The following is a 2,635-nucleotide window of genomic DNA, read 5'->3' as shown; positions in this document are numbered from 1 at the left end:
GTGCGTGACGTTAATCTGAAATTTCAATAGAAATATTGATTGGGATGATTTAGTAATAAACTGCAATTCTGATAGAGGGAATGAAAGCCGTCATGTTGAGCTGAAACCTCTACACTGATACTCCCATGTGCAGAAAGAAAGGCTAATTTTGGACTGTTTAGTAGCTGGGTAAAGTCGATGAAATCTAATGGAATTCAACATTAGGTCAGAGTAATCGGGTGGTGATAGTACATGGTGAGAATGTTCTTTTAGAACCGACGAACTTCCGAATGTACAGGTCCTTAACCTAGGGATTTCCTGAGATGGATTTCTTGCCTCACACTGAGGTAGTTGGTGGAGTGAAGTAAAAATCGAAGCTATGAAACACTCTGTGTTTAACAATGAAAACAATGTGCCAACGGGCTTATAGGAAGCACCTAACTACTATCTATACTAGGAACTGTGGAACGTCAGAAACTAGAAACTGAGGTCTTCTTCGGAAGAAAAACGATTAGCCTCGAACAGGTGTATTGAAAACCTTACGGTATAAGATACTTTATTCTAGTGAAAGTGGTGCCATAGTACCGATGAAACTGTTAATCACAGTTGAGGGAGGGGCACTAGTCAATCCTATTTTATTAGTAACTCATACAATAGTTGAACTTCTATCTTCGAGTATGACAGGGAAAGCATCTCCTAGGAGGTGTCCCAATAGAAGGCTTATGAACAAATACAGGTATTCAGATTACTACAATATGACGCCCATATTTGATGAACTCTATCAGAAATCGAGTGAAAACAAGAAATTCAAAAAACTGATGGATGTAATCCAATCGGATAACAACATTAAGCTCGCTTTCAGAATGATAAAATCAAATACTGGTTCAAAAACAGCTGGAACCGATGGACTAACCATCCAAAATATTAAAGAAAATAATATTAATGAATACGTCCAGCAAGTACGTAATAAGCTTAGCAACTTCAGTCCAGATGAAGTCAGAAGGGTTCATATCCCTAAGGAAAATAGCAAAGAAAAAAGACCGTTAGGTATTCCCACGATGATAGACAGACTGATTCAACAATCGATTAAACAAGTTCTAGAGCCTATATGTGAAGCGAAATTCCATCCACATAGTTATGGGTTCAGACCTAACAGAAGTACAAATCATGCTCTGGTAAGAATGAGTTCATTGGTTAATGTAGGTCATTTTTATCATGTTGTGGACATCGATATTAAGGGGTTCTTTGATAACATAAGCCATAACAAATTAATTAAACAAATGTACTCGCTAGGTATCCATGATAGAAAACTTCTATCGGTTATTAAATCAATGTTGAAAGCCCCAATCGCTGGAGAAGGTATTCCAACCAGGGGAACACCGCAAGGTGGAATCCTTAGTCCCCTTCTCTCTAACATAGTTCTTAACGAACTAGATTGGTGGATTAGCTCACAGTGGGAAACGTTCAAAACCAAATCTAACTATTCAAATGACTCAAACAGATATAGAGCTATCAACAAAACAAAATTGAAAAAGATTTTCATCATTAGATATGCAGACGACTTTAAGATTATGTGCAAAACTCATAAACAGGCTCAGAACATATATCATGCAGTCAAAGATTGGTTGAAACAAAGACTTGGTTTAGATATAAGCCCTGACAAATCCAAAGTCATTAACTTAAAAAGAAATCCTTCGGATTTTCTCGGATTTGAAATTAGAGCAGTTAAAAAGAGTGGAAAATATGTTGCGTACTCTCATGTTAAGTCGAAAGCTAAGGTTAGAATCAGGAAACAATTAACGGAACAAGTTAAGAAAATCCAGAAGAAACCTTCGCCTGAAAACATTAAGCGATTAAACGCAATCATATTAGGACTCCATGTTTACTATAAGTCCGCAACTCACGTCTGGAAAGACTTTGGAGAAATTGCTTACCCTGTATATAGGATGATGTTCAACCGTCTGAAAAAGTTATCTAAATATGAAAAGGTTAAGAAAAAGAACACTATTTTTGAAAAATTCTATGGAAAATGCGATGCAAAAACATGGACGATTAGTGGAATTTCCATATTCCCTATTCACTATGTGCATTCGCAGAACATCATGTGCTTTTCGCAAGACACATGTGATTATACAAACAAAGGTAGACAGAAATCTACCAAGGCACTGAAAAATCAAACCGATATTAAAGTCATAGAACTTGCGAAAAACTACGTCAAAGAACGAAGCATACAATACAACGATAATCGTATAGCTCGTGCGTCGATGTGCAGTTTTAAATGTGAACTAACTGGAATGGAACTTGAAGTTAAAGATGTGCACGCACATCACAAAATACCTATTAAATTAGGTGGAACGGATGAATACGATAATTTAATAATTGTTCATAAAGATATCCATAGACTTATTCATGCAACATCTGAAACAGTAATAAACAAGCACATTAACCTTATTCATAACAAGCAAAAGTTTAAAAAGCTGAATACTTTAAGGGCATATTGTAAACTAGAAGCCATTTCAATGGCTTCAGAGGATAATAATAAAATAGCTTGATGGAACGCCGTATGCAGGGAAACTTGCACGTACGGTGTGAGGTGGGGGAAAAGTAAGTATCGTCACAGGTAATGCTGTCGAGAACACTTACCTATCACGCATAC

The 2,635-nt window shown here is 36.6% G+C and carries 1 protein-coding gene; it reads left to right on the top strand.

Annotated features, from left to right (window positions below; translation table 11 throughout):
- Positions 1-701: 701 nt before the first annotated feature.
- The gene (gene ltrA, locus ACFX4E_RS28170; protein WP_377260031.1) at positions 702-2,531 is read left to right on the top strand and encodes a group II intron reverse transcriptase/maturase; all 1,830 of its coding nucleotides are present in this window, start codon (positions 702-704) and stop codon (positions 2,529-2,531) included.
- Positions 2,532-2,635 lie beyond the last annotated feature (104 nt).

Source organism: Priestia sp. YIM B13491 (assembly GCF_042787605.1).
GTDB lineage: Bacteria > Bacillota > Bacilli > Bacillales > Bacillaceae_H > Priestia > Priestia megaterium_E.
This window is presented reverse-complemented; position numbering and strand designations above follow the sequence as displayed.

Coding starts and splice junctions, on each gene's coding strand:
- ltrA (WP_377260031.1), top strand. CDS start 702: ATGAACAAATACAGGTATTCAGATTACTACAATATGACGCCCATATTT.